The sequence below is a fragment of the Hymenobacter nivis genome, from assembly GCF_006439025.1.
In the GTDB taxonomy this organism is placed as follows: domain Bacteria; phylum Bacteroidota; class Bacteroidia; order Cytophagales; family Hymenobacteraceae; genus Hymenobacter; species Hymenobacter nivis_A.
On the sequence record NZ_RCYZ01000017.1, the window covers coordinates 1 to 18685 of the forward strand.

19 protein-coding genes are annotated in these 18685 nt (G+C 64.4%); 12 read left to right on the forward strand and 7 right to left on the reverse strand.

What is annotated here, in order from left to right; genetic code table 11:
• Positions 1–1565, forward strand: a 1565-nt coding sequence (locus EAH73_RS22500) for a glutamine synthetase type III (RefSeq protein WP_140469688.1), incomplete at its 5' end; no start/stop codon positions are given.
• 133 nt (positions 1566–1698) lie between these two features.
• Here EAH73_RS22500 and EAH73_RS22505 read toward each other — a convergent pair.
• Both EAH73_RS22505 and EAH73_RS22510 read right to left on the reverse strand, forming a co-directional pair.
• The gene (locus tag EAH73_RS22505) at positions 1699–2103 is read right to left on the reverse strand and encodes a hypothetical protein (protein WP_140469689.1); all 405 of its coding nucleotides are present in this window, start codon (positions 2101–2103) and stop codon (positions 1699–1701) included.
• Positions 2104–2152: 49 nt separating this feature from the next.
• Complete coding sequence (locus EAH73_RS22510) at positions 2153–2680, reverse strand: hypothetical protein (protein ID WP_140469690.1); 528 nt, start codon at positions 2678–2680, stop codon at positions 2153–2155.
• A gap of 197 nt (positions 2681–2877) precedes the next feature.
• On the opposite strand from EAH73_RS22510, the gene EAH73_RS22515 reads away from it, so the two are divergent.
• From EAH73_RS22515 to EAH73_RS22540, 6 genes are all read left to right on the forward strand, one after another.
• Positions 2878–3243, forward strand: coding sequence for a hypothetical protein (locus tag EAH73_RS22515; RefSeq protein WP_140469691.1), 366 nt, complete (start codon positions 2878–2880; stop codon positions 3241–3243).
• 45 nt (positions 3244–3288) lie between these two features.
• On the forward strand, positions 3289–4182 hold the full coding sequence (locus EAH73_RS22520) for a PAS domain-containing protein (protein ID WP_140469692.1): 894 nt from the start codon (positions 3289–3291) through the stop codon (positions 4180–4182).
• Positions 4183–4233: 51 nt separating this feature from the next.
• Positions 4234–5208, forward strand: a complete 975-nt coding sequence (locus tag EAH73_RS22525) for an NAD(P)H-quinone oxidoreductase (protein ID WP_140469693.1) — start codon at positions 4234–4236, stop codon at positions 5206–5208.
• A 109-nt stretch (positions 5209–5317) separates the two neighbouring features.
• Positions 5318–7324, forward strand: coding sequence for a (E)-4-hydroxy-3-methylbut-2-enyl-diphosphate synthase (gene ispG / locus EAH73_RS22530; protein ID WP_140469694.1), 2007 nt, complete (start codon positions 5318–5320; stop codon positions 7322–7324).
• 13 nt (positions 7325–7337) lie between these two features.
• Positions 7338–7658, forward strand: a complete 321-nt coding sequence (locus tag EAH73_RS22535; protein ID WP_140469695.1) for a hypothetical protein — start codon at positions 7338–7340, stop codon at positions 7656–7658.
• Between the two features lie 9 nt (positions 7659–7667).
• On the forward strand, positions 7668–8387 hold the full coding sequence (locus EAH73_RS22540) for a phytanoyl-CoA dioxygenase family protein (protein WP_140469696.1): 720 nt from the start codon (positions 7668–7670) through the stop codon (positions 8385–8387).
• A 70-nt stretch (positions 8388–8457) separates the two neighbouring features.
• Here the strand turns inward: EAH73_RS22540 and EAH73_RS22545 are convergent, their stop codons facing one another.
• The 5 genes from EAH73_RS22545 to EAH73_RS22565 form a co-directional block, all read right to left on the reverse strand.
• Entirely contained in the window at positions 8458–9915 is a 1458-nt protein-coding gene (locus EAH73_RS22545) for a hypothetical protein (RefSeq protein ID WP_140469697.1), read from the reverse strand.
• Positions 9916–10070: 155 nt separating this feature from the next.
• Positions 10071–11414 carry a dicarboxylate/amino acid:cation symporter gene (locus EAH73_RS22550; RefSeq protein ID WP_140469698.1) on the reverse strand — a complete coding sequence of 448 codons (1344 nt, stop codon included), beginning with the start codon at positions 11412–11414 and terminating at the stop codon, positions 10071–10073.
• A gap of 74 nt (positions 11415–11488) precedes the next feature.
• The gene (locus EAH73_RS22555; protein WP_140469699.1) at positions 11489–12841 is read right to left on the reverse strand and encodes an MFS transporter; all 1353 of its coding nucleotides are present in this window, start codon (positions 12839–12841) and stop codon (positions 11489–11491) included.
• A 161-nt stretch (positions 12842–13002) separates the two neighbouring features.
• Entirely contained in the window at positions 13003–14277 is a 1275-nt protein-coding gene (locus EAH73_RS22560) for a sensor histidine kinase (RefSeq protein ID WP_140469700.1), read from the reverse strand.
• 13 nt (positions 14278–14290) lie between these two features.
• Positions 14291–14971: a response regulator transcription factor gene (locus tag EAH73_RS22565; RefSeq protein ID WP_140469701.1), complete on the reverse strand. Its 681-nt coding sequence runs from the start codon at positions 14969–14971 to the stop codon at positions 14291–14293.
• A gap of 243 nt (positions 14972–15214) precedes the next feature.
• Here EAH73_RS22565 and EAH73_RS23330 point away from each other — a divergent pair, with 243 nt between their 5' ends.
• The 5 genes from EAH73_RS23330 to EAH73_RS22585 all read left to right on the forward strand — a co-directional run bounded on the left by EAH73_RS23330 (position 15215) and on the right by EAH73_RS22585 (position 18660).
• Complete coding sequence (locus EAH73_RS23330; protein ID WP_170214108.1) at positions 15215–15388, forward strand: DUF6728 family protein; 174 nt, start codon at positions 15215–15217, stop codon at positions 15386–15388.
• Positions 15389–15402: 14 nt separating this feature from the next.
• Entirely contained in the window at positions 15403–15765 is a 363-nt protein-coding gene (locus EAH73_RS22570; RefSeq protein WP_140469702.1) for an MmcQ/YjbR family DNA-binding protein, read from the forward strand.
• Positions 15766–15786: 21 nt separating this feature from the next.
• Positions 15787–16221 (forward strand): Rrf2 family transcriptional regulator, encoded by a 435-nt coding sequence (locus EAH73_RS22575; protein ID WP_140469703.1) that lies wholly within the window; start codon positions 15787–15789, stop codon positions 16219–16221.
• A gap of 123 nt (positions 16222–16344) precedes the next feature.
• Positions 16345–16995 (forward strand): NAD(P)-dependent oxidoreductase, encoded by a 651-nt coding sequence (locus EAH73_RS22580; protein WP_140469704.1) that lies wholly within the window; start codon positions 16345–16347, stop codon positions 16993–16995.
• Between the two features lie 243 nt (positions 16996–17238).
• Positions 17239–18660, forward strand: coding sequence for a discoidin domain-containing protein (locus tag EAH73_RS22585; RefSeq protein ID WP_140469705.1), 1422 nt, complete (start codon positions 17239–17241; stop codon positions 18658–18660).
• Positions 18661–18685 lie beyond the last annotated feature (25 nt).

Below are 18685 nucleotides of genomic sequence, written 5' to 3' on the forward strand. Positions count from 1 at the left end.
TGGCCCGGGTCCACACCACGCTCGGCATCGAGCAGGAGTACTTCCTCGTCGACAAGGCCCTCTACGACGCCCGCCCCGACCTGGTCATGACCGGGCGCACGCTCTTCGGCCACGCCCCGGCCAAGGGCCAGCAGCTCGACGACCACTACTTCGGCTCCATCCCGGCCCGGGCGCACGGGTTCATGCTCGACTTCGAGGAGGAAGCCACGGCCCTGGGCATCCCGCTGCGCACGCGCCACAACGAGGTGGCCCCGAACCAGTTCGAGTGCGCCCCCACGTTTGAGGACGCCAACCTGGCTGTGGACCACAACCAGCTGCTGATGGACATCATGGGCCGGGTGGCCGAGCGCCACCACCTCAAGGTGCTGCTGCACGAGAAGCCCTTTGCCGGCGTCAACGGCTCGGGCAAGCACAACAACTGGGCCATGAGCACCGACACCGGCGTTAACCTCTTCTCGCCCGGCCGCCGGCCCAAGGAGAACCTGCAATTCCTGACGTTCTTCATCACGACGGTGAAAGCGGTGCACCGCTACGGCGACTTGCTGCGGGCCAGCATCGCCTCGGCCAGCAACGACCACCGCCTCGGGGCCAACGAAGCGCCCCCCGCCATCATGTCCGTCTTCCTCGGCTCGACGCTGGACTCGGTGCTCGATGAGCTGGAGCGCACGGCCAAAGTGCCGCTGGACAAAGGCGACAACATTTACCTGAAGCTGGGGATCGACAAGATCCCGGCCATCCTGCTCGACAACACCGACCGCAACCGCACCTCCCCCTTCGCCTTCACGGGCAACAAGTTCGAGTTCCGCGCCGTGGGCTCCTCGGCCAACTGCTCCTCGGCCATGACCACGCTCAACGCCATCGTGGCCGACCAGCTGCTGGCCTTCAAAACGGAGGTCGACGCGTTGATCGAGCAGGGCAAGAAAAAGGAGGTGGCCATCGTCGAGGTGCTGCGCCAGTACGTGATCAGCTCCAAGGACATCCGCTTCGAGGGCAACGGCTACTCCGAGGAGTGGAAGGCCGAGGCCGCCCGCCGGGGCCTGGCCAACGTGCCCACCACCCCGCAGGCGCTCGACGCGCTGGTGACGCCCGAGGCGGCCGCCTTGTTCGCCCGCCACGGCATTCTCTCGGAAGTGGAGTTGCACGCGCGGCACGAGATTTTGCTCGAGGAGTACCAGAAGAAGATCCAGATCGAGGCGCGGGTGATGGGCGACTTGGCCATCAACCACATCATCCCCACCGCCATCGCCTACCAAACCAAGCTAATCGATAACGTGCGCGGCCTGCGCGAGCTGGGCCTTGACACCGAGCACGCTCAGGTTACAATTGAGATGATTAAGGCCATTTCGGGCTACGTTTCGACCATCAAAACCACGGTGGACGAGATGGTGGACGCCCGCAAAAACATCAACAAGCTGACCGATGTGCGCGCGCAGGCCATTGCCTACTGCGACGACATCAAAACGAAATTCGCCCCCATCCGCCGCGCCGTTGACAAGCTCGAGCAGATGGTGGCCGATGAGGACTGGCCCTTGGTTAAGTACCGCGAACTTTTGTTCCGGAACTAGGCCCCAAGGGGTAGGATCGGGTCCGGTGTTGGGTGGGAATTCTCGCCGCGCCCCGGTTTTGAAAGGGGCAGTCCGCGTGGGCTGCCTTTTTTTGTGTACTGGTTTCTCAGCGGCCGGTTAGGGCCCCGGGGCCCTAGCCGCCGGTGGCCCAGGCGCGGGCTTCGGCCAAGGCAGTGAAGTGCCGAAATTCGTAGAGCAGCCCAGGCAGGGCCGTGCGGTACATGCCGTCGATGGTAAGGCGGTTGAGGACTTCTACCGACTCAAGGTGGGCAAAACGCTGCAAGCCCATCAGCGACAGAGGGTTGAGTACGTGGGCGTGCGTCCACTCCAGGTCTTTGGGGCGCACGGGGCCCAGCCGGCGGTCGTCGGCCACCCAGCCTTGCACGCGGTGGTGCTGCGCAAAGCGCATGGTTTCGGTGAGGGCTTGGCGGAAATCGGTGCTGCCGGCAAAGCCCAGCCACTCGGTTTCGAGGACGCTGATGGGCCCCCCGGTGTGAAGGTGCACGCGCAAAAAGGGAAACGAAGCCAGGGTTTGCATACGGAAGGGAGACACAACGGTACCTTCTACGGCTGCCGCGGGCCGGCGGCTACGCGGGGCCCCCACCGGGCAGCTGCGCCGGGGCCCCAGCAGGGGCCTTTGCTGGGGCCTCATCCTCGACTAGCTCGGCGCTGCTGCCGGGGTCGGGCACGAGCACGTGCCAGGCGGAGCGGCGCAGCTCGTCAAGTCGGCCGAGGGCTTCGCCCACGGTGGGGTTGGCCTTTAGCTTATCAAGCAGGCCGCTTTTGAGGGCCACGCCCACCATTTTTTCCAGCACGAAGGGCAGCACCCAGCCCACTACATTGGAAGCCAGGGCCCCGCGCAGGCCCAGGCGGGCCAGCAGGCGCACGCTCATGCGCTCGAGCAGCAGCACCCGGGCGGCGGGCACGGCCTTATCGGCCAGAAAGTCGGCCACGAGCTTAAAATTGCCCTTTTCGATTTCGGCCCGCAGCACTTCCTGCACGGCATCGAGGGCCCGGGCGGCCAGCTGGCGAAACAAGCGGCCCGTCTGCCAGGCCGTGAGGCCGGTGCGCCGGGCGGCGCGGGCTACGAAGGGAAATAAAGCGGGGGTTTTCATGGGGCGGAAGCGCGGCGGTTGGTGACTATCCTGTTTGTGGAAGCCAACCAGACCAGCGGTGGAACGCGTACGGCAACTCCACCGTTATTGGTTGTATCCTGAATTGTAACAGGCGGGCAACATGGCTCGTTTGGGATGAAATTCAGGCCAGTATTATTTTTGCGCCGGGAGCGTTCCCGGCCAGCCTATTCCTGTACATGACTGATCTGCTTCTGGATATTAATTTACAACAAATCCCCGACGCCTACTTCGACGGTGACTGGGCGGTGCTGAGCCGCGTGCTGAACCGCAACGACCCGGCCAGCCTGCTGGCCCAGGCCACGCGCCTGGTGCTGGGCCCCGGGCAGCTCGAAACGCACGCCGCGCCCGACGGCCCGGCCGAAACCGGCCGCTGGGCCGTGACGCGTGACGAGCTGCTGAACCGCCCGTACCTACGCTTCGAGCTGCCCGCCGAGGAAACCCGGGCCCTGGTGACGCGCCTGCGCCGTTCGGCCGATGGGCTGCGCAGCCAGCTCAACCTGTACTTTGCCTCGGGCATGGAACTGCAGCTGGGCCGGTTGTAGGGGCCACTTTCTCAATTGATTGGTACGTTTTATTCTTCGTTGTTCGTGAATTCTGCTGCTTCTCCTGCTAACGCCTTCCCCACCGCCGGGCCTGAGCAATTTACCTTTCTGGCCGATATGATTCCGCAGCTGGTGTGGATAACCGACGCCACCGGCTTCCACACTTACTTCAACCAGCGGTGGATCGACTTTACGGGCTACACGCTGGCCGACAGCGTAGGGCCCGAAATGTGGAACAACCTGCTGCACCCCGACGACCGGGCCCGCGCCAACAAGGTGTGGGGCCATTCGCTGGCCACCGGGGCCGATTACGAGATTGAGTACCGCTTTAGGGCGGCTGATGGATCGTACCGCTGGTTTTTGGGCCAGGCGCGGCCGTGGCGCAACGCGGCGGGGGTTCTGACGACGTGGTTTGGTACGTGCACCGACATCCACGATCAGAAGATAGCGGCGGAACAGCTGAAAGAGCGCGAAGCGGAATTCACCACCCTCGCCGACAATGTGGCCCAGCTTTCGTGGATGGCCCGGCCCGACGGGAACATTTATTGGTACAACAAGGGCTGGTACGACTACACCGGCACTACCCTGGCCGAAATGACGGGCTGGGGCTGGGATAAGGTGCACCACCCCGATTACATCGATTCGGTGGTGACCTTTGTGCGCAACGCCTGGGCTGCGGGCAAGCCGTGGGAGCTGACGTTTCCGCTGCGCGGGCACGATGGGGAGTACCGGTGGTTTCTGACGCGGGCCGTGCCCGTGCACGACGAGCAGGACCAGCTCGTGCGGTGGCTGGGCACCAATACCGACGTGACCGAGATGCGCCGGCTGCAAGACCAGCTCCAAAGTTCATACGCCGACCTGGAAGCCAAGGTCGTGTTCCGCAACTTAGAACTGGAGCATCAGGTGCAGGCGCTGCAAAAGCAGGTGGCCGCCAAGTAACGGCCGCGCGGTGGGCCCCGTACAGGGCCCCGTACCCCACCCGTGCTGCCCATGAAAGCCATTACCATCCGCCAAGCCGGCGGCCCCGACGTATTACAATTCGGCGATGTGCCCCGGCCCCAGCCCGCTGCGGGCCAAGTGCTGGTGCGCGTACAGGCCGCCGGCGTGAACCGCCCCGACGTGCTGCTGCGCCAGGGTAAGTACGCCGGCAGCGGCGACGTGGCGGGCGCGGTGCCCGGCCTCGAAATAGCGGGCGTGGTGGAAGCCTGCGGCCCCGGGGCCCCACCTTGGCAGCCCGGTGATGCCGTGTGCGCCCTGCTGGCGAGCGGCGGCTACGCCGAATATGCGGTGGTGGACGCCCGCCACTGCCTGCCCTTGCCAGCGGGCCTCAGCCCGGTAGAAGCTGCTGCGTTGCCCGAAACCGTGTTTACGGTGTGGCACAACGTGTTTCAGCGCGGGGCCCTGCAGCCTGGTGAAACGCTGCTGGTGCACGGCGGCAGCAGCGGCATCGGCACCACGGCCATCCAGCTGGCCCACGCCCTGGGCAGCCGCGTAGCCGTCACGGCGGGCACCAAGGATAAGTGCGCCGCCTGCCGCGACCTGGGCGCCGACTGGGCCATCAATTACAAAGACGAGGACTTTGAGGAAGTGTTGAAAGGGGAGGGCGTGGACGTGGTGCTCGACATGGTGGGCGGCGACTACATTGCCAAAAACCTGCGTCTGCTCAAGGACGACGGCCGCCTGGTGTTCATCAACGCCATGCAGGGCAGTGCCGGCACCTTCGATGCCCTGGCCATGATGCAGCGCCGCCTCACCATCACGGGCAGTACGTTGCGCCCGCGCTCCGCCGATTTTAAGGCCATGCTGGCCGCCGCCGTCGAGCAGCACGTATGGCCCCTGGTGGCGGCTGGCCAGCTCCGTCCACTCATCGACCAAACCTTTCCGCTGGCCGAAGCCGCGGCTGCGCACCGGCTGATGGAAAGCAGCGCCCACATCGGCAAGATTGTGCTGGAAGTGGGCGGCTAGGGCAGCCGGCGGTGGTGGCTACGGCCGGGCCGTGGGGCCCCAGCCGCGCCGCCAAGTTACCTTTGTGAGGCCCCCACAACTTTCGGCCGGGGCCCCTAGTTTTCTGGTTATGAACAAGACGTATTGCCCCAGCCTGACCGAGTATAAGCGCCGCGTGGCGCGGGTGGTAAACATCGGCGGCGTGCCCATGGGCGGCGATTACCCCATCCGGGTGCAGAGCATGACCACCGTGGACACGATGGACACGCAGGGCTCGGTGGAGCAGACGCTGCGCATGGTGGCTGCCGGCTGTGAGTACGTGCGCATCACCGCCCCCAGCGTGAAGGAGGCCCAAAACCTGCTGGAAATCAAGAAGGAACTGCGGGCTCGGGGCTGCAACGTGCCCCTCATTGCCGACATCCACTTTACGCCCAACGCCGCCGAACTGGCCGCCCGCATCGTGGAGAAAGTGCGCGTGAACCCGGGCAACTACGCCGACAAAAAGAAGTTCGAGGAGATTGACTACACCGACGCCAGCTACGCGGCCGAGGTCGAGCGCATCCGCGAGCGGTTCCGGCCCTTGGTCAAAATCTGCAAGCAGTACGGCACGGCCATGCGCATTGGCACCAACCACGGCTCCTTGTCCGACCGGATTCTGAGCCGCTACGGCGACACGCCGCTGGGCATGGTGGAGTCGGCGCTGGAGTTTTTGCGCCTCTGCGAAGAAGAAAACTACTACGACGTGGTGCTGAGCATGAAGGCCAGCAACACCCAGGTGATGGTGCAGGCCTACCGCCTGCTGGTGCAGAAGCTCGACGAAGAGGGCCTGCAACCCTACCCGCTGCACCTGGGCGTGACGGAGGCCGGCGAAGCCGAGGACGGCCGCATCAAGAGCGCCGTGGGCATCGGTACGCTGCTCGAAGACGGCCTGGGCGATACCGTGCGCGTGAGCCTGACGGAGGCCCCCGAGGCCGAGGCCCCCGTGGCCAAGATGCTGATTGACCGCTACGTGGGCCGCGCCGCCACGGCCCAGCCCATCCGGCCGCTGGAGGGTCCCGAGCCCATTAACCCGTTCCAATACCTGCGCCGCCACACCCACGAAGTGCTCAACTTCGGGGGCCTGAACGTGCCGCGCGTCATCTCCGACCTCTCGCGCCTGCCGCGGCTGGAATACGGCGACCTGCGCGCCGCCGGCCACCTGTACTCGCCGTTTCTCGACAAGTTCCAGATGTCGGACCTGGGGGCCGACTACCTCTACACCGGCGAGCGGCCGGTGCCCTTTATGCTGCCCAACGGCCTGAAGGAAATCGTGAACTACACCGCCTGGGCCGACGCCGGGCGCCGCCCCGACCACTTCCCCCTGATGACGGCCGACCGCTACATGGCCGATCCGCGTCGAAGCGGGCTGCCCGAACATCACCCGCAGCTCAACTTCCTGATGCTGAGCCTAGATGCTATTGATGTAGCTTTGCTGGCCCGCTTGCGCGACGACCCCACCGTGGTGCTGGTACTGGTGACCGCCAACAGCCACGCCATGCCGGAAATACGTCGGGCCTTCTTCGATTTAATCAATGCCGGTGTGAGCTGCCCGGTCGTCATCTGCCGGGCCTACGGGCCCCAGCCGGCCGCCCAAACCCAGCTCGACGCCGCCACCGACATTGGGGGCCTGCTCATCGATGGCCTCGGCGACGGGGTGGTGCTGGGCACGGAACTGCTGCCCGAAGCGTCGCAGGAAGAGTGGCAAACCCAACTCGACGGCCTCAACCAGCTCAGTTTCGGCATTTTGCAGGCGGCGCGCACCCGCATGAGCAAGACCGAGTACATCAGCTGCCCCAGCTGCGGCCGCACCCTGTTCGACTTGCAGGAAACCACGGCCATGATCCGCCAGCGCACCGACCACCTCAAGGGCATCAAAATCGGCATCATGGGCTGCATCGTGAACGGCCCCGGCGAAATGGCCGACGCCGACTACGGCTACGTGGGCGTGGGCAAGGGCAAAATTGCCCTCTACCGCGGCCAGGACGTCATCAAAAAAGCCGTCCCCGAAGAACGCGCCGTGGACGAATTAATCGACCTGATGCGCGAGGATGGCAAATGGATTGAAAAGGAAGTAGTGGGCGAGCCGGCGGGGGTGTAGCAATTGATGTATTATGAATATTCAGTTGTTCGCGAATTCTATAAACTTTGGAAGTGTAGATGCAAAAATTATTGATATTTCTATGGGTGTAGTTGGTGGGCAATTGAGAGCTTCTGATTATTATTTTGAGCAGCTACAACCCATCTTTCGTTCTCATATTCAGCAGAGCAATTGGGATAAGATATCTTCCTTAGACCTCAAGGCAAACGTTCTTTTATTTGGCGAATTAAATGCAGAAGGTGGCATCTGTATCACGGATGTTGAAGATTTTTCAGAAATAGAGATTGAGATTTGTGGTATTGATAGTCATGTATTAAATAGATTATTTGTGTAAGACTAAGCGATGCCGAAGTTTCAAATAGGTAGTCAATTTCAAGAATCCGGCTTCGCAATCCTGCCGCAGCTACTCACCGAATCTGAAATAGCTGCCCTGCTGCGCTGCATCGAAGAGTCCCCGGCTGGGGGCCCTAATTTTCGGCGTAGTCAAGACGTGTTTGCGATTCGCAATTTGTTGGGTGAAATACCGGCGCTGGGGGCCCTATTAGATACCGCCGCGCTGCGCGAATTATTGGGCGAATTATTCCCGTCGGGCTGTCACCTCACCAAGGCTATTTATTTCGACAAGCCGGCGGGATCGAACTGGCTGGTGGCCTGGCACCAGGATTTGATGATTAACGTGAAGCACCGCGCCGACGTGCCCGGGTTTGGGCCCTGGACGGCCAAGGCCGGCTGGGTGGCCGTGCAGCCACTGATGGAGGTGCTCGAAAATACCGTGACCGTACGCCTGCACCTCGACGACTGCGACGCTACCAACGGGGCCCTAAAAGTGGTGCCCGGCTCGCACCGGCGCGGCGTGGTACCGGCCGAAACCATTGCTGGCCACACAGCCACCGCCACGGTGTGCGCCGTGCCCGCCGGCGGGGCGATGCTGATGAAGCCGCTGCTGCTGCACGCCTCCAACCGCAGCACCAGCGACCGGCCGCGGCGGGTGATTCACCTGGAGTTTTCGGCCCAGGAGCTGCCCGCGGGGCTCGCCTGGCGCGAGCGGCAGGCGTGGGCATAACTTAAAAAAAAAGGGCCGCGCGAACTAGCATTCCGCACGGCCCTTTTTAGGCTTAATTTGGGGCCCCGGGCTACAGAATGGCCTGCATCTGCATCGTCACCTCGGGGCGGTACCGGACGTCGTTCACGTTGGTGAAATCGGGGCGGGCGCGGTAGTTGAGCGTGATTTTGGCCTGGTGGCCGTCGAGCAGCACGTTCACGCCGCCATCGAAGAGGTGCACGTCCTGGATGCTGCCGTTTTCGCGGCGCAGGCCCTCGTAGTGGCCGTGGGTGTAGCTGGCGTAGGGCTGCAAGCGCGCCTTGGGGCCCAGCAGGCGCTGGGGCAGCAAGAAGCCGGTTTGGAGGGTTTGGGCTGTGCCGGTGCCCACCACGGGTACGGCGTTGCCGCGCAGTGCCGCTGAGCCGTAGCCGGGGTTGAGGTTGCCGGCGTAGCGCACCAGGTTGCTGCCCATGTTGTACTTATAGAAGGCCCCGTAGAAGGTGAAGGCCGTGCGCTGCACCGTGTCCACGGGCGTGTCGAAAAACACGTCGGCCGCGAACACGCTCAAGTCCTGCTGCCGGTAGGGGAGAGCCCAGGCGCTGGCGGGCAGCGCGGTGGGTAGGGCCTGGTCGCGCACGTACAGGCCGTTGGCGTAGTAGAGGAAGCCCGTGCCGAGGTTGAACACGCGCTTGCTGCCCAGGTAGGTGCCCACGGGGAAGGGCACGAGATTGGCCTCTTTTTCCAGGAATTCCCAGGCAAAATACCCTTGGTAGACCTTGCCGCGGGCGCGGGGGTTGAACTGGGCCACGCCGGTGGTGAGGGTGGCGGGTGTGCTGGTGGTGTTGTTCTTAAAAGCGTCGTTCACCGACAGGCGGTAGTCGAACTTGCCCACCCGGCCGTGGCCGAACAGGCCCACGCCCCGCCCGGTCTGGTCAATGGCGTCGAGCACGGGCCACTGCGTGCCGGGCACGTCGAGGGTGATGAGCGAAAACGCGGCGAAGCTGCTCTGACGCGAGATGCCGTTGTAAGCGTGCAGGCCCCCGCCGATGCTCAGGTACTTGTTCACCTTGTAGTCCAGCATGGCGTCGTGCATGTAGAAGGTGGCCTTTTTGCCCGGCCCGGTGGCCTCGCCGGGGCCCCCGCCCGAGATGGTGCTCTGCGAGTTGATGCCGAGCTGGGTGACGATGACGAAGCGCGAGTTAAGTTGCGAGACCAGCAGCAGGCGGGCGCGCCGGATGCCAAAATCGACCTGGCTGCTCACGGGCTCCTCGGTGCCGTTGACGGTGCCCGTGTTGTTGTCGGTGTAGCGGCTCCAAAACTGCACGGCCGTCATCAGGCGCACGTATTTTGAGCCGTCGGCAGAGATGTTGATCTTCATGCCCGGGCCGTAGGGAGCCGATTTGGCCGGTTGGGCCATGGGCTTGGGCAGCGCGTTGGTAGCAGGATCGGGGGCCCTGCCGGGGGTGGGCGGTACCACCACCTGGGCGCGGGCGGCCAGGCCAAACAGCACGAAGCCAGCGGCCAGCAAACGGCCAAAGGGCGTAGTCATATCAACGATAAGAAGGGGGTGGGATTTTGAAGAAAGTGGCGTGACCGCGGGGGCCCCAGGGGCCCCCAGCCCCGGCCGCAAAAGGCCAAGGCGCGGCCCAGCGGCCCGCCAAAGCAGCCGGGGAAACCGCCGGAAAAGGGGGGAAGCTCGGGGACCTAGCGGGCCACCAGGTCCGAATCTTGGGCCACGCGGGGCAGCTCAGCGGCGGGCTCGGAGCGCTCGTTTTCGGGCACCGAGCGGCCTTGCAGGGCCAGTTGGTGGCGGGCCTCGTCGAACTCGCCCTCGCTCTTGGCGATGACCAGCGTGGCCACGCCGTTGCCGATGACGTTGGTGATGGCGCGCGCCTCGCTCATGAAGCGGTCGACGCCCAGTAGCAGGGCCACGCTTTCCACCGGAATGACCTTGGTGGCGGCCAGCGTGGAGGCCAACACGATGAAGCCCGAGCCCGTGACGCCCGCCGCGCCCTTGCTCGTGACGACGAGGATAGCAATGAGCGAGAGCTGCTGAGTGAGCGAGAGCGGAATGTTAAAGGCCTGGGCCAGAAAGATTACCGCGATGGAAAGGTAGATGCTGGTGCCGTCGAGGTTGAAGGAGTAGCCGGTGGGAATGACCAGGCCGGCCACCGAGCGCGAGCAGCCGTAGCGCTCCAGCTTGTCGATCATGCGGGGCAGGGCCGACTCGGACGACGAGGTGCCGAGCACCAGCAAAATCTCTTCTTTGATGAAGGCCAGGTAGGGCCCCAGGCGCAGCTTGTAGTAGCGCAAAATCAGGTTCAGGACGCCGAAAATGAACAGGAACATGGTGGCGTACACCACCAGCATGAGCTTGCCCAGCGGCAGCAGCGTGGCGATGCCGTACTTGCCGATGGTGAAGGCCATGCCCCCGAACGCGCCCAGCGGGGCCAGCTTCATCACCAGGGCCAGCACCCCGAACATGGCGTGCGAGAGCCGGTCGAAGGTTTTCACCAGCGGCGCGGCCGTGGGGCCCATCCGGTTGAGGGCCAGGCCGAAGAGTACCGCGAATAGCAATACTTGCAGGATGTCGCCCTTGGCGAAGGCGCCCACCACGTTGTCGGGCACGATGTGGGTGAAGAACTCCACCCAGTTCATTTCGCCGGCCTGGGAGGTGAACTTGGCGGCTTCGGCGGCCTTCTTGCCGTCGCGCAGCACGGCCTGGGCCGTGGCCTGCACGCCCGCGCCGGGCTGCGTGAGGTTGGCCACCAGAATGCCGATGGCCAGGGCCAGGGTGGTCACAATTTCGAAGTACAGCAGCGCCTTGCCGCCCACGCGGCCCACCTTTTTCATGCTGCCCATGCCGGCAATGCCCAGCACCACGGTGAGGAAAATGATGGGCGCAATCAGCATCTTGATGAGGCTGATGAACGTGTCGGCCACGGGCTTGAGGGCCGCGCCGAACGCGGGGAACAGCGCACCCACCGCCACGCCCAGGGCAATGGCGGTGAGCACCTGCACGGTGAGGTTTGAATACAACCGTTTCATAACAAGAGTAGTAAGAGGATGGGAAGGCAAGCAAGCACGCAGAGCGGGGCCCCGCGGCGGGTAGCGGCGGCGCGCTACGGCGCGTCGTCGGAGGTGAGGCGGGAGGCGTTCAGGGTTTCCTTCATGGTGAGGAACACGACCAGCGAAATGGCGATGCACGCCGTGACGTACCAGTAGAAGTAGGCTTCGTGGCCGGCGCCCTTCGACCACAGGGCCAGGTACTCGGCCGTGCCGCCGAACACGGCCACCGTGAGGGCGTGCGGCAGGCCGATGCCCAGGGCCCTAATCTCGACCGGGAACAGCTCGGCCTTCACCACGGCGTTGATGCTGCTGTAGCCGCTGACGATGACCAGCGCCACCAGCAGCAGTGTCAGCGCCACGCCCGGCGAGTGGGTTCGGCCCAGCGCCGTGAGCAGCGGCACCGTGCCCAGCGTGCCGGCCACCCCAAAAAAGATGAGCAACGGCCGCCGCCCGATGCGGTCGGCCAGGGCCCCAAACGCCGGCTGCAACGCCGCAAACACCAGCAGCGAGAGGAAGCACACGTTGGTGGCCGCTGCCTTGGGCATGTGGGCGGTGTTCACCAAAAACTTGAGCATATAGGTCGTGAACGTGTAGAACGCCAGCGTGCCGCCCATGGTGAGGCCCACCACCGTGCCCACCGCCCGCGGGTGCTGCGCCAGGGCCCGCAGGCTGCCGCGCTGCTCGTCGGGGGTGTGCTGCTGGGCCTCAAAGGGGCCAGTTTCGTCGAGGTTGCTGCGCAGGTATAGGGCCACAATGGACAGCCCCGCGCCGATGGCGAACGGAATGCGCCAGCCCCAGGCCAGCAGCTGGGCCTCGCTCAGCAGCACGTTTTGCAGCACCAATTGGATGCCCAGGGCCAGCAACTGGGCCCCAATCAGGGTCAGGTAGAGGAAGCTGGAGTAGAAGCCGCGGCGGCGGGCGGTGGCCATTTCGGCCAGGTACGTGGCCGACACGCCGTATTCGCCGCCCACGCTCAGGCCTTGCAGCAGCCGCGCGGTGAGCAGCATCACGGGGGCCACGAGGCCCACGGTTTGGTAGGTGGGGGTGAGGGCGATGAGCAGCGAACCCAGCGACATGAGCAGCACCGAGAGTGTCATGGACTGCTTACGGCCCACTTTGTCGGCGATGCGCCCGAACATCCAGCCGCCGATGGGCCGCATCAAAAAGCCCAGGGCGAAGATGCCGGCCGTTTGCAGCAGCTGGGCCGTGGCGTCGCCCGACGGGAAGAACGAGGCCGAGAAGTACAGCGCGAACGACGAGAACACGTACCAATCGTACCACTCCACCAAGTTGCCCACCGAGCCGCTGAGGATGGCCTTCAGCCGCCGCTGCGAAATCCGCTCGTGCTGTGCCGGGGCCCCCGGGGCGCGTGGGCTAAGAACAGGAGCGGCGGAGGATGGGAGCATGCGGGCGGCGACCGGATTAAAGTTGCAGCGGCAAAGAACCCTTCACCGCTTGGCACTGCACAAACCACGCTCCCAATTTTGAAGAAATTTCAAAGTATTGTTATCGTTTGTTTGAAATTTCCGCGGCTTTGCAAACGGTTGCTCAGCCCAAACCGGCCAATTTATTCTGCCGCCGGTGCAAAAACCACCTCGATGCGGTGCCACCCATCGGCGTAGCTGTAGCTGATTCGGTGGCCGTACAATTCGCTGATGCGCTTGACGATGGCCAGCCCGATGCCGATGGAGTCCAGCGCCGCGTTGCCCTTTTTGAAGCGGCCGAACAGTTCGGCCACGGGCGCGGTGGGGGCGTGGCCGGTGTTTTCGAGCCGCAGCGCGACCGGGGTGAGGGCGATGCGAATTTCGCCGCCCGCCTGGTTGTGCCGGATGGCATTGCTCAGCAAGTTATTGAGCAGCAGTTGGGCCAGGGCCCCGTCGAGCGGCACGCGCACGCCGGGCGCCACGTGCAGCGCGGTGGCCAGGCCCTTCATCTCGGCCAGGTCGGCGAAAGCGGCTTCGGTGGCGGGCACCAGCTGGCTGAGGTCGGCCAGGGCCCCGGGGCCCGGCTCGAAGTGCTCGAGCTTGGCGAGCAGCGTGAGGGCCTGGTTGATTTTGGCCAGCCGCTCCAGCTCGTCGTGCATGGTGGTGAGCGTGCGCAGCTGCGCCTCGTCCAACACCGAATCCATCAGCAGCTCAATCTTGGCCTTGATGCTGGCAATGGGCGTTTGCAGCTCGTGCGAGGCGTTTTCTGAGAATTCCTGGAGGCCCTGGTAGTCGCTCTGGGCGCGGGCCGTCATGCGCGTCAGGAACTCGTTCAGCACGTTGAACTCGGTGGTGCGGCTGGGCGGGAAGCTGATGGCCCCCGGCTGGCCCAGCTGGAACCGCTGGATGCCGCGTAGCGTGGCGTTGAACGGCTGCAAGATGCGCCACGAGAGCACCTCGCTGAGAATCACCACCAAAGCCAGCAAAAACACGAACGTCCAGGCAAACACCAGCACCAGGCCGGTGAGGTACACGTCGCGCGGCTCCACTACGGCCGCGTGGCTCGCCACGCGGTAGCGCCGCCCGCCCACCACAGGGTAGGTGGTGAGGCGCACGGTGGCCGCCTCGGCCTGCAGGGCCGGGTTCCACTCGGTGCGCACCTGCGCCACGGGGCCCGGCGGCACGGCCTCCCGGGGCCCCACGGGCACCACCAGCACGTTGGCCCGCGACGGGTGCCCGGCGTAGTTGCGCCCGCTGCAGAGCTGGGCGGCCACTACTTCGTTCAGGTGTTCGAGCTTGCCCAGCGTGGCCTGCGTGACGCTGCGCGAGAGGGCCGCGTACACAATGGCAAACCCGAGGCTCAGCACGAAAAACGTGATGACCGCGTAGGCCCCGGTGTAGCGGTAGTTCAGCTTCATGGGGTCGGGGGCGTCAATCGGGCGCGTTGAGCTTGTAGCCGAACCCGTACACGGTGCTGATGTAATCCTTGCCGCCGGCGTCGGTTATTTTTTTGCGCAAGTTCTTGACGTGCTGGTACACGAAGTCCACACTGTCGAGGTTGTCGGTGTAGTCGCCCCAGAGGTGGGCGGCAATGGCCTGGCGCGTCAGCATCCGGCCCTTATTGTTGATGAAGTACAGCAGCAAATTGGTCTCTTTGCGCGTAAGGTTCAGTAGTTTGCCGTTGAGGCGGCATTCCATCGACTCCAGATCGGCGCTGATGTCCTGGAAGGTGACCAGGTTGTTTTTGTGCGGGCTGCGGCGGCGCATGATGGCCTTGATGCGGGCGTGCAGCTCGGGCAGCGGAAACGGCTTGGTGAGGTAGTCGTCGGCGCCTTCGCTGAGGCCGGCGAGCTTGAAATCCAGCGCGTTGTGGGCCGAGATGATGATGACGCTGCTCTCCACGCCTTCCTTGCGCAGCAGCTTGAGCAGGTTGAGGCCGTTGCCGTCGGGCAGCATAATGTCGAGCACCACGCAGTCGTAGGTGAACAGCGCCAGCTTCTCCCGGGCCCCGTCAAAGGTGCCGGCCACCTCGCAGATGTAGTGCTCCTGCGCGAGGTAGCCGGCAATGCTTTTGGCCAGCTCGGGGTGGTCTTCGACTAACAGGATTTTCATGGCGGGCGGCCGGGCGCGGCGGGGTGGGACGGGGGCGCCGCTCCGGGCCCGGGGGCCCCGGGGCAAGCGGTGGAAGCAGCAGCAGCAGAAGCGGTCGGTAAAAGTAGGCCGGGCGCCGGTTTGCGCGCCGGGGGCCTCACCGCCGCCACCCAAATGCGCGCCGAAAAGCACAATAAATCCGCCGTTTCGCCAATCTTTCCGGGGCCCCCGGTGTTACCTTACCGACCCCTAACTTGCTCCGCCATGAACGGTAAAGACCTCTTTAATTTCGGCCCCGCCTTCGGGTATTTCTTTCGCAAGAACGACCCCGCCCGGAAAACCAACTTCAACCTCAAAACCATGCACTTCATCAACAAGCTCAGCTTGGCGATGTTCCTGGTGTGCTTGGTGATTATGTTCTTCCGCTACGTGTTGTAAGGCAAGGTGTTGCGATGAACATTGAAGACTTCCGCGACTACTGCCTAAGCCTGCCGGGTACCACGGAGGAAACCCCGTTTGGCCCCGACACGCTGGTGTTCAAGGTGGGCGGCAAAATCTTTGCCCTCACCAATTTGCAGACCTTCAGCAGCGTGAACCTGAAGTGCGAGCCCGAGCGGGCCGCCGAACTGCGCGAGCAGCACGACTACGTGTTGCCCGGCTTCCACATGAACAAAAAGCACTGGAACACGGTGCTCATCGGCACCGGGGCCCCCGACGCCAAGGTGCGGGCCTGGACGGCCGAATCGTACCAATTGGTGGCCGCCGCGCTGCCCAAAGCCGCCCGGGCCGAACTGGCCCAGGCCCTCGAAGAATAACCCCCCGGGGCCCCGCCCACCATGCAAATCAGCAGTCGATTTTCCGTAGCCGTGCACGTGCTCTCGCTCCTGGCGAGCCAGGACCCCGCGGCCCTGTTGACCTCCGACCGCCTGGCTGGCAGCGTGAACACCAACCCGGTCGTCATCCGCCGCATCCTGGGCCAGCTCAAAAAAGCGGGGCTGGTGGAAGTACGCGCCGCGGCGGGCGGCACCTTCCTGCGGGGCGAGCCGGCCAGCATCTCGCTGCTCGACGTGTACCGCGCCGTGGAGGTGGTGGCCGAGGGCAAGCTGTTCAGCGTGCACGCCTCACCCAACCCGCGTTGCGCCGTGGGCCGCAACATCCAGGCCGCGCTGGACGCCACGCTCGTGCGCGCCCAAACGGCGCTGGAGCGCGAGCTGGCCCGCGTGACGCTGGCCCAAGTAGTGACCGATCTGGCCTTGCCGGTCGTCGCATGAGTTTTTTTAACTGGCACTGTAACAATTGCGGTTACAATTAGTTTTAGCGTCATAGCTTTGCGGTCGGCGCTGCCCAGGCCGCCGGCTCTTAATCGAAAATATCCACCCAATTAATTGATTGCCATGAAAATTGCCCTCATCGGTGCCACCGGCTTTGTCGGCGCTAGCCTGCTGCGCGAAGCCCTGACGCGCGGCCACCAGGTAACCGCCATCGTGCGCACCCCCGCCAAGCTCACCGCAACCAACGACCTCCTGACCGTGGTGCAGGGCGACGTGACCAACGTGGGGGCCCTGGCCCAGCAGCTGGCCGGCCACGACGTGGTGCTGAGCGCCTTCAACCCGGGCTGGGACAACCCCAACATTTACGCCGACTCGCTGGCGGGCTCGAAGGACATCGAAGCGGCCGCCGAGCAATCGGGCGTGCCGCGCCTGGTGGTGATTGGCGGGGCCGGCAGCCTCTTCATCGACGGCCAGCAATTGGTGGACGGCCCGCAGTTCCCGGCCGCAATCAAGGCCGGGGCCACCGCCGCCCGCGACTACCTCAACGTGCTGAAGCAGAACACTACCCTCGACTGGACATTCTTCAGCCCCGCCATTGAGATGCACCAGGGCATCGACACGGGCCGCACCGGCCACTACCGCCTGGGCACAGACAGCCCGGTGTTCAATGCCGAGGGCCGCAGCATCATGTCGGGCGAAGACGTGGCCGTGGTGCTGCTCGATGAGCTAGAGCAGCCCAAATTCAGCAAGCAGCGCTTCACGGCAGCCTACTAGGGGCCCTATTTCCACAAAAAAACCCCGTCGATGCAAATCGGCGGGGTTTTTTTGTGAAGAAAAATCTAGGAATAATTACTGATCGTCAGGGTATTGGGTAGGACCTGGATTTCTCTGGCTTGGTAAAATCCGCTGTTGGCCGGCGGTGACGCACCGCTGGTCGGGCCGGGCCGGTGGGGCCCTAGGGGGGACCATAGTTTTGTGGCGTTCTATATAATTATCTCGCATCTGTTTGTCCGCGCGATGAAAATTCTGATTCTTTTTGGGTGCTTGCTGGCCACTTGGCTGACGGCCAACCCGGCCGCCGCCCAAAACCTGGCCCTGGGCAAAACGGCCACCGCGTCGTCGCAGGTGCAGGCGGCGGCCAAGGCCTTCGACGGCGACGGCAACACGCGCTGGGAAAGTGCCGCCAGCGACCCCCAGTACATCGTGGTAAACCTGGGCTCGGTGCAAACCATCGACCGCATCCGGCTGACGTGGGAAAACGCTTACGGCAAGGACTTCACCCTGGCCGTGTCCAGCGACAACACCACCTGGACCACTGTGGCGACCACGACCAACAACGCCACCACCGGCAATGAGTACAGCAACCTGAAGGCCCGCGGCCAGTACGTGCGCCTGAACGGCACGGCGCGGGCCACCACCTACGGCTACTCCCTCTACGAGTTTGAAGTGTTCAACTACTCCAACGACACGGCCAACAACCTGGCGTTGGGCAAGACCGGCACGGCCTCGTCTACGCAAGGCGGCTTTCCGGCCCGCAATGCCTTCGACAACGACAACGCGACCCGCTGGGGCAGCAACTACGCCGACGGCGAGTGGCTGTACGTGGACCTGCGGGGCACGGCCACCATCTCGCGCATGTACCTGATTTGGGAAACAGCCTACGGCAAAGATTTCCGCTTGGAAGTATCGAACGACGCCGCGACTTGGACGGCGGTAAAGATGTTCACCGGCAATACGTTGCACTACAACGAAGTGAGTTTTTCGCCGGCCGTAACGGGCCGCTACGTGCGGATGTTCGGCGTGACGCGCGGCACGGGCTACGGCTTCTCGCTCTACGAATTCCAGGTGTACGGCACCCTGGTGCCGCTGCCGCTGCCGGTCACGCTCGCCAGCTTTGGTGCGGTCCCGCAGACCGCGGCCGTCGCCGTGCGCTGGGCCACGGCCACCGAGCACAACAGCGCAAGCTTTGAAGTGCAGCGCTCGGCCGATGGGGCCAGTTTTGCCCGCCTGGCGGCGGTACCCGCCGCCGGTAATAGCCAGTCGGCCCGGGCCTACGAGTACCTCGACGCGGCCCCGCTGCGCACCACGGCCTACTACCGCCTCAAGCAGCTCGACATCGACGGCCAGGTGGCCTACGGCCCGGTAGTGGCCGTGCAGGCTGCGGCCCCCGCCCCGGCCACCGCTGGTGTGGCACTGAGCTTCTTCCCCAACCCGGCCACCGACCGGGCCACGCTGCAGTGGAGCGCCGCCGCGGCCGGTGCCGCCCGCTGGAGCCTGATGACCACCGCCGGCCAACTCGTGCACACGGAAACGTTCGCGACGCAAGCCGGCCCCAACGCCCAGCCCATCGACCTGGGGCCCTACGCCGCGGGCAGCTACGTGCTGACGCTGGAAACGGCCGGCCAGGTCCGTCACACGCTGGTGCAAAAAGCCAACTAACCCGCCGGCCAGGGGCCCCGCAGCC

What these genes read in the sequence shown, in the direction of transcription:
- EAH73_RS22505 (WP_140469689.1), bottom strand. Translation starts at nt 2,103, where the DNA reads ATGCAAACCCTGGCTTCGTTTCCCTTTTTGCGCGTGCACCTTCACACC.
- EAH73_RS22555 (WP_140469699.1), bottom strand. Translation starts at nt 12,841, where the DNA reads ATGCTCCCATCCTCCGCCGCTCCTGTTCTTAGCCCACGCGCCCCGGGG.
- EAH73_RS23330 (WP_170214108.1), top strand. Translation starts at nt 15,215, where the DNA reads ATGAACGGTAAAGACCTCTTTAATTTCGGCCCCGCCTTCGGGTATTTC.
- EAH73_RS22515 (WP_140469691.1), top strand. Translation starts at nt 2,878, where the DNA reads ATGACTGATCTGCTTCTGGATATTAATTTACAACAAATCCCCGACGCC.
- EAH73_RS22575 (WP_140469703.1), top strand. Translation starts at nt 15,787, where the DNA reads ATGCAAATCAGCAGTCGATTTTCCGTAGCCGTGCACGTGCTCTCGCTC.
- EAH73_RS22525 (WP_140469693.1), top strand. Translation starts at nt 4,234, where the DNA reads ATGAAAGCCATTACCATCCGCCAAGCCGGCGGCCCCGACGTATTACAA.
- EAH73_RS22510 (WP_140469690.1), bottom strand. Translation starts at nt 2,680, where the DNA reads ATGAAAACCCCCGCTTTATTTCCCTTCGTAGCCCGCGCCGCCCGGCGC.
- EAH73_RS22535 (WP_140469695.1), top strand. Translation starts at nt 7,338, where the DNA reads ATGAATATTCAGTTGTTCGCGAATTCTATAAACTTTGGAAGTGTAGAT.
- EAH73_RS22545 (WP_140469697.1), bottom strand. Translation starts at nt 9,915, where the DNA reads ATGACTACGCCCTTTGGCCGTTTGCTGGCCGCTGGCTTCGTGCTGTTT.
- ispG (WP_140469694.1), top strand. Translation starts at nt 5,318, where the DNA reads ATGAACAAGACGTATTGCCCCAGCCTGACCGAGTATAAGCGCCGCGTG.
- EAH73_RS22580 (WP_140469704.1), top strand. Translation starts at nt 16,345, where the DNA reads ATGAAAATTGCCCTCATCGGTGCCACCGGCTTTGTCGGCGCTAGCCTG.
- EAH73_RS22585 (WP_140469705.1), top strand. Translation starts at nt 17,239, where the DNA reads ATGAAAATTCTGATTCTTTTTGGGTGCTTGCTGGCCACTTGGCTGACG.
- EAH73_RS22550 (WP_140469698.1), bottom strand. Translation starts at nt 11,414, where the DNA reads ATGAAACGGTTGTATTCAAACCTCACCGTGCAGGTGCTCACCGCCATT.
- EAH73_RS22560 (WP_140469700.1), bottom strand. Translation starts at nt 14,277, where the DNA reads ATGAAGCTGAACTACCGCTACACCGGGGCCTACGCGGTCATCACGTTT.
- EAH73_RS22540 (WP_140469696.1), top strand. Translation starts at nt 7,668, where the DNA reads ATGCCGAAGTTTCAAATAGGTAGTCAATTTCAAGAATCCGGCTTCGCA.
- EAH73_RS22570 (WP_140469702.1), top strand. Translation starts at nt 15,403, where the DNA reads ATGAACATTGAAGACTTCCGCGACTACTGCCTAAGCCTGCCGGGTACC.
- EAH73_RS22565 (WP_140469701.1), bottom strand. Translation starts at nt 14,971, where the DNA reads ATGAAAATCCTGTTAGTCGAAGACCACCCCGAGCTGGCCAAAAGCATT.